Origin of the sequence: Streptomyces sp. NPDC057543 (assembly GCF_042801895.1) — a bacterium.
Lineage (GTDB): Bacteria > Actinomycetota > Actinomycetes > Streptomycetales > Streptomycetaceae > Streptomyces.
The window spans coordinates 1-6,016 of sequence record NZ_JBHVFF010000396.1 but is presented as its reverse complement, the minus strand read 5'-3'; the positions used below and the strand labels follow the sequence as shown (position 1 = coordinate 6,016).

Annotated in this window: 6 protein-coding genes; 2 read left to right on the top strand and 4 right to left on the bottom strand. The window is 70.9% G+C overall.

The genetic code is table 11. The annotated features are described in order from the left end of the window. From ACFU8Q_RS38060 to ACFU8Q_RS38045, 4 genes are all read right to left on the bottom strand, one after another. A partial coding sequence (locus tag ACFU8Q_RS38060; protein ID WP_384463715.1) for a response regulator transcription factor occupies positions 1 to 671 on the bottom strand: 671 nt, incomplete at its 3' end. A 5-nt stretch (positions 672 to 676) separates the two neighbouring features. Beyond that, positions 677 to 1,879, bottom strand: a complete 1,203-nt coding sequence (locus tag ACFU8Q_RS38055; RefSeq protein ID WP_384463712.1) for a sensor histidine kinase — start codon at positions 1,877 to 1,879, stop codon at positions 677 to 679. 11 nt (positions 1,880 to 1,890) lie between these two features. Beyond that, positions 1,891 to 2,613, bottom strand: coding sequence for an ABC transporter permease (locus ACFU8Q_RS38050; RefSeq protein WP_384463709.1), 723 nt, complete (start codon positions 2,611 to 2,613; stop codon positions 1,891 to 1,893). Then, positions 2,613 to 3,608 (bottom strand): ABC transporter ATP-binding protein, encoded by a 996-nt coding sequence (locus tag ACFU8Q_RS38045; protein WP_384463706.1) that lies wholly within the window; start codon positions 3,606 to 3,608, stop codon positions 2,613 to 2,615. Before ACFU8Q_RS38045 ends, ACFU8Q_RS38050 begins: the two co-directional genes overlap by 1 nt. A 276-nt stretch (positions 3,609 to 3,884) precedes the next feature. On the opposite strand from ACFU8Q_RS38045, the gene ACFU8Q_RS38040 reads away from it, so the two are divergent. Together ACFU8Q_RS38040 and ACFU8Q_RS38035 are read left to right on the top strand one after the other, a co-directional pair. Continuing rightward, positions 3,885 to 4,757, top strand: a complete 873-nt coding sequence (locus tag ACFU8Q_RS38040) for a MaoC/PaaZ C-terminal domain-containing protein (protein WP_384463703.1) — start codon at positions 3,885 to 3,887, stop codon at positions 4,755 to 4,757. A gap of 44 nt (positions 4,758 to 4,801) precedes the next feature. Next, complete coding sequence (locus ACFU8Q_RS38035) at positions 4,802 to 5,884, top strand: Zn-dependent alcohol dehydrogenase (RefSeq protein WP_384463700.1); 1,083 nt, start codon at positions 4,802 to 4,804, stop codon at positions 5,882 to 5,884. The last annotated feature ends 132 nt before the right edge of the window (positions 5,885 to 6,016 follow it).

Sequence of the window (6,016 nt, the reverse complement as noted above, 5' to 3'; positions counted from 1 at the left end):
GGCGGCCGCTGGAAGGACCTGGTCACCTCCATGAACCAGTGGGTGCCGGCACTGGTCGAACGGGCCCGCACCGCCTCCATGCGGTTCCGCGTCCCTGTCTTCCCGATCGCCGACGACAGGTAGTTACGCACCGTCGACTCGGACAGATGCAGCTTCGCCGCGATGTCGGCGACCGTCGCCCCGTCCACCGATGCGTTCAGCGCGTCCCGTTCCCGCGCCGTGAGCGGGCTGGGGCCCGCGCTCAGGGCGGCCGCGGCGAGGGCGGGGTCGATGACGGTCTCGCCGGTCAGCACCCGGCGGATCGCCGCCGCGAGCTCCTCGACCGGGCCGTCCTTGACCAGGAACCCCGCCGCGCCCGCCTCCATCGCGCGGCGCAGATAGCCGGGACGCCCGAAGGTGGTGAGGATCAGGACCCGGCAGTCCGGCACCTCCTCGCGCAGGTCGGCGGCGGCGTCCAGTCCGCTGCGGCCCGGGAGTTCGATGTCGAGGAGGGCCACATCGGGACGGGACAGCAGCGCGGCGTCCACGATCTCGTCCCCGGCGCCGACCTGGGCCACGACCTCGATGTCGGGTTCGAGCCCGAGCAGCAGGGCGAGCGCGCCGCGCATCATGCCCTGGTCCTCGGCGAGCAGAACCCTGACGGACGTGTGGGACCGCTGATCTCTGGGCATCTCGTTCACCGGCCCAGCGTATGGGGTGAGGGGGGACTTCCGGCGGCGTCCACCGTGTCCACCGGCAGCTCCGCGCCGACCACGAAGCCGCCGCCCGGCCCGGGACCCGCGGTGAGCGAGCCTCCCGCCGCGGCGAGACGTTCGGTGAGGCCCTTCAGACCGGTACCGCCGACGCCGGGCGCGGGCGGCGGGTCCGCCGGTCCGCGGCCGTCGTCGGTGACGGTCAGCCGGACCCGTTCGGCCGTGCCGTCGACGAGGAACGAACACGTGGTCGCGGCACTGTGGCGTACGACGTTGGTCACCGTCTCCCGCACCACCCAGCCCAGAAGCGCCTCCGCCTGTGGGGCGAGCGGCGGTCCCGAGCGGCGGACCACCGACGCGATCCCGGCGGCGGTCAACGCGGACCTGGCCCGGTCGAGTTCGGTGGCCAGGCTCCCCTCGCGGTAGCCGGTGACCGCTTCCCGGATCTCGGTGAGGGCCTGCCGGCCGACGGACTCGATGTCGGCGACCTGGGCCAGCGCCGCGTCCATGTCGCGCGGCGCGAGCCGGCGCGCGGCCTCCGACTTGACGACGATCACCGAGAGCGTGTGTCCCAGCAGATCGTGCAGATCGCGGGAGAAGCGGAGCCGTTCCTTCTCCACGGCGGTGCGGGCCAGTTCCTGCCGAGTGGCCCGCAGTTCCATCACTGTCTCCGACAGGGTGAGGATCGCGGCGGTCACCGCACCCGAGATGAAGGTGCCGTATCCGATGGTCCACGGGTCCGAGGCGTTGTCCCCGCGCCAGACGGCGACGAGACTGGCGACGGCCGCGAGGCCCAACAGGCTGACCACCAGCTGCCGGTGGCGCAGGATGACGCCGCAGGCCAACGAGAGCAGGGGGAAGAACAGCAGCCAGGCGCCGCCGTACCCGATCGCCAGCCCGAACGTGACGAGGGCCATCACGGCGAGCAGCACGTACGACACGGGGCTCTCGCGCTTCTTCTTGTCGAACCCCCGGAACACCACGTTGATGTAGAGGGAGTTGAAGACAAGCAGCCCGAGACCGCCGATCCAGGGATTCGGCGCCCTCCCCTGGAAGAGGTTGGAGAAGCCGCCGAGTCCCATCAGCAGCCAGGGCAGCAGCGAGTACGGTCCGGGCGGGCCGGGACGCCCCTCCTCGCGGTGCCGCCTGCGGCGTTCCCGCCACGTTCCTGATCCGTTCCGGGACATGCTCGCTCCTGTCAGACGGTCCGCGCGGACCGACGGTACGAGATCACGGCGTACGTACCGAACAGCAGGAGCCACGCACAGAGGACCACGATCGTTCCGGTGCCGGGCGCGTGCCCGTCGGTGGTCGCCCAGCCCAGGTCCGCGAACCGGTTGGCGGGGGTGAACCTGCCGATGGAGCGCAGCCATTCGGGCAGCAGCTCTAGTGGGAACCACAGCCCGCCGACGACCCCGAAACCCATCAAGCAGGCCACGTTGACCACCCCGGTGCCCTGCGGGGTGAGCCGGTAGCCGTTGCCGAGGCCGAGCAGCGTGAACGGCAGCGCGCCGATCCACAGCAGCAGCGCCAGCGCGATCCACTGCCAGGCGTCCAGCCGTACTCCGTTGAGCAGTCCACCGGCCAGCAGCACTGTCAGGATCGTCGGCAGGACGGTCACCGAACCGCTGACGGCCCGCCCCACGACCGCCTGTGAAGGAGCGAGCGGGGTGACCCGCAGCTGCTGGAGCCAGCCGAGCGTCTTGTCGGAGGCGACCCCCGTACCGATCGACATGGCGGAGCCCAGTGCCCCGTACGCGGCCATGCCGACCATCGAGGCGGTCTTCCAGCCGTCGACGCCGTCGCCCCCGCCGATGTTGGTGAAGAGCAGGTACATCATCACCGGCATCCCGGTCCCGAAGACCAGGAAGAAACCGTCGCGCAGGGTCCGGCGTATTTCGAGCACGATGTAGTGGTACATCACACGGTCTCCCCTTCGGATTCGGACTCGGACCGGGAGCCGGACTCGGAGCCGGACTCGGAATCGGATTCGACTACGGGTACTGCGGTGGCCGAGGTCAGGGAGAGGAACGCGTCCTCCAGCGTGGCCCGGGAGACCTGGAGGTCACGGATCGCGCCCAGCCGGGCCAGCTCCATGACGGTGGCGTCCGAGTCGTCCGTGTGCAGCAGCGCCCGGTCCCCGGACACCTCGACGGTCACGACCCCGGGCAGCAGCTCCAGGCCCCCGGTCGGCCGGCCCGCCAGGTCGAAGGAGACGAGACTGCTGCCGGCCGAGCCCCTGATCGTGTCGCCGCTGCCGTCCGCGACGATCCGGCCCCGGTCGACGACGACGATCCGGTCGGCGTTCTCGTCGGCCTCCTCCAGGTAGTGGGTGGAGAAGAGGACGGTGTTGCCGCGCCGGGCGTAGGCCCGCATCGATTCCCAGAACGTCCGGCGCGCCTCCACGTCCAGAGCGGCGGTCGGCTCGTCCAGGACGATCAGCTCCGGGTTGCCTGCCAGCGCGACGGCGAAGCGGACGCGCTGGGTCTGGCCGCCGGAGAGCTTGTCGATGCGCCGGTTCGCGTACACGGAGACGCCCGCCAGGGAGAGCGTCTCGGCCACCGGCATCGGCCGCGGGTAGGTCGAGGCGACGAAGGTGATCAGCTCGCGGACGGTCACCCGCTGGATGGGCCGCCCGTCCTGGAGCATCGCGCCGACCAGACCGGCCCGGACCGCCTGATCGGCGGTCCGGCCCAGTACCCGCACCCGGCCGGAGTCCGGCTCGTTCAGCCCCAGCAGAAGGCCGATGGTGGTGGACTTTCCCGCGCCGTTGCGGCCGAGCAGGGCCACGGTCTCGCCGCGGCCGATGGACAGATCGATCCCGTCCACGGCCCGTACGGTCCGCCCCGCCCGGCCGAAGGTCTTGACCACCGCGGTGAGGACCACCGCGGCCGGACTCCCCGTTGTCTGCTTCATGACCACGACGCTACGGAGGGCGCCCGGCATCCCGGCAGAGGTGTGTGTACGGACTTCGCCATGACATATGTCATGGCCGGGAGCTCGACCGGACACTTGATCTGACGCCACGTCAGCAGCGGTCTTCACAACGGATGAGTGCTGCGTTATACATGGGGTCATCGGCTAGAACGCGTTCTAGAACGGGCGTGACGGCCGGTCCCGCACGACCTCGGTGCGGCCGACGGTGCGGACGGCCGCGCCGAGGTCTTCCCACCATCAAGGAGCAGCTTCCCCATGCCCATTGATGCCGAAAAGGCTGTCGCCGCCGAACCCCGGTCCACCCGGATCAGCTGGGACCACAAGGACGTCCAGCTCTACCACCTGGGGATCGGCGCGGGTGCCGATCCGGACCGGGCCGACCCGGCCACCGACCCCGGAGAGCTGCGCTACACCCTGGAGTCCCGGCTCCAGGTGCTGCCCTCCTTCGCCACCGTCGCGGGTGCGGGCATGGGTGTCGTCGGCGGTCTCTCCTCGCCGGGCATCGACGTCGACCTCGCCAACGTCCTGCACGGCGCGCAGAGCGTACGGGTGCACCGGCCGATCCCCGTGAAGGGCAGCGCCGTACAGACTTCGAAGGTCGCCGCCGTGTACGACAAGGGCAAGGCGGCCGTACTGGTGCTGCGTACCGAGGCCGCCGACGACGAGGGCCCGCTGTGGACCAACGACGCCCAGATCTTCGTCCGGGGCGAGGGCGGTTTCGGCGGTGAACGCGGCCCGTCCGGGCGGACGGTCCATCCCGCCATTGCCCCCGACCACGTCGTGGAGCGCCCGATCCGCCCGGACCAGGCGCTGCTGTACCGCCTCTCCGGGGACTGGAACCCGCTCCACGCCGACCCCGAGTTCGCCAGGCTCGCCGGCTTCGACCGGCCGATCCTGCACGGGCTGTGCACCTACGGCATGACGCTCAAGGCCGTCACCGACACGGTGCTCGGTGGCGATGTGACCCGTATCCGCTCCTACCGCACCCGGTTCGTCGGGGTCGTCTTCCCCGGCGAGACCCTCCGCATCGAGATGTGGACCGGCGGGGACGAGGTACGGGTCGAGGTGAGGGCCGTGGAGCGGGACAACGCCATGGTCCTCGGCGACACCTTCGTCGAACACTCCTGAACCAACTCCAAGAGGTCCACCAGGCCCATGAGGGGAGCCGCACCATGCGCGCAGCCGTACTGCACGAGATAGGCCAGGACAAGCTGGAGGTCCTCGACGACGTCGAGGCGGTGGGCTTCGGCCCCGGCAAGGTCAAGCTCCGCATCCGGGCCACCGGACTGTGTCACTCCGACGTCTCCGCGATGAGCGGGGTGCTGCCGCAGCCCGCCCCGTTCATCCCGGGGCACGAGGGCGCGGGCGAGGTCCTGGACGTCGGCGACGGCGTCACCGGGCTGAGCGCGGGGGACCGGGTGCTGGTCTGCTGGCTGCCCGCGTGCGGGGCGTGTCCGTCCTGCAGACGCGGCCAGACCCAGCTCTGCCTGGCCGGCTTCATGAACGCGGGCACGCCCAACTTCAAGCGCCCCGGCGCCGGTTCCGATGTGTTCGGTTTCGCGGGCACCGGCACCTTCACCGAGGAGGTCGTCGTCGGCGCGGGCTGCGCCGTGCCGATCCCCGACGACGTGCCGTTCGAGATCGCCGCGCTGATCGGCTGCGGGGTGACCACCGGGCTCGGTGCGGCCATCAACACCGCACAGGTGGAGGCCGGTTCGTCGGTCGCCGTGATCGGCTGCGGCGGGGTCGGCATCTCCACCATCCAGGGCGCCAGGGTGCAGGGCGCCGCGCAGATCGTGGCCGTGGACCCGGTCGCGTCCCGGCGCGAGGCGGCCCTGCGGTTCGGCGCAACGGAGGCGGTGTCCCCGGACGAACTCGCCGAAGCCAAGCAGCGGATCACCGCGGGCGAGGGCTTCGACTACGTCTTCGAGGTCGTCGGCAAGTCGGCCACCGCCCGTACGGCGTACGAGAACACCCGGCGCGGCGGCACCCTCTGTGTCGTCGGTGCGGGCGCCATGGACGACAACTTCCAGGTCAACATGTTCGAGCTGTTCTTCGACGAGAAGCGGATCCTGCCCTCCATGTACGGGGGAGGGGACGTGCTCCGCTCGTACGAACGGGCCATCGCGCTGTGGCGGGCCGGCCGTATCGACCTCGAATCGATGATCACCCACCGGGTTCGGCTCGACGGCATCAACGACGCCCTCGACCAGATGAGGACCGGCGAGTCGCTGCGCACCTGCATCGAACTCTGACGGCCTCAGAGGCTGTCGGGTGACCTCCGACCGGGCGGCCACGCCCTGGCACGCACGCTTCCCGCGTTGTCGTCGGTCGGCGACGCTCCGCGTCGCCTCCCTCCTCCGCCTTGGAATCGCACGCACCAGACC